This window comes from Sedimentibacter sp. B4, from assembly GCF_000309315.1.
Classification (GTDB): Bacteria; Bacillota; Clostridia; order Tissierellales; family Sedimentibacteraceae; genus Sedimentibacter; species Sedimentibacter saalensis.
In genome coordinates this window covers 1-377 of the sequence record NZ_CANG01000142.1, presented here as the reverse complement: position 1 = coordinate 377, position 377 = coordinate 1, and the positions used below count along the sequence as shown (strand labels likewise).

The window sequence follows — 377 nt, the reverse complement described above, 5'->3', positions numbered from 1 at the left end:
ATGAAGAGCGAGCCGAGCCCATCGCTCGAGTTGTTCCCCGCTGGATGTGGAAGAGCCGGGCGAGCGTCGTGATCGCGCCAAGACCGTTGTCGAAAGTCAGTGCGATCCCCGTCCATGTCGCACCCGTGCGCAGGTACGCGGTTGCCACTTCTCCGCTGTCTGCGTCAGCTTCCCGCTTGAACGCGCCCCGGACGTACGACACGAGAGACCGTGACTTGTCGCTTACCCCGCCTTCCTGAGCTGCGGCGTTGAACTGCAGCCACTTCGGCTGCACCAGGACAGCCGCGATAGCGTCCAGTAGCGACGACTTCCCTGAGCCCGACGAGCCGGTAAGCAACAGACCCGCTCTCGGCACGGGGAGATCGAATGAGCCATGA

Annotated in this window: 1 protein-coding gene; it reads right to left on the bottom strand. The window is 63.7% G+C overall.

Annotation, left to right across the window (positions count from 1 at the left end; genetic code table 11):
* Positions 1 to 337: ATP-binding protein (locus BN358_RS10490; protein ID WP_232233084.1), on the bottom strand; the 337-nt coding region annotated here is incomplete at its 3' end.
* Between the last annotated feature and the right edge of the window lie 40 nt (positions 338 to 377).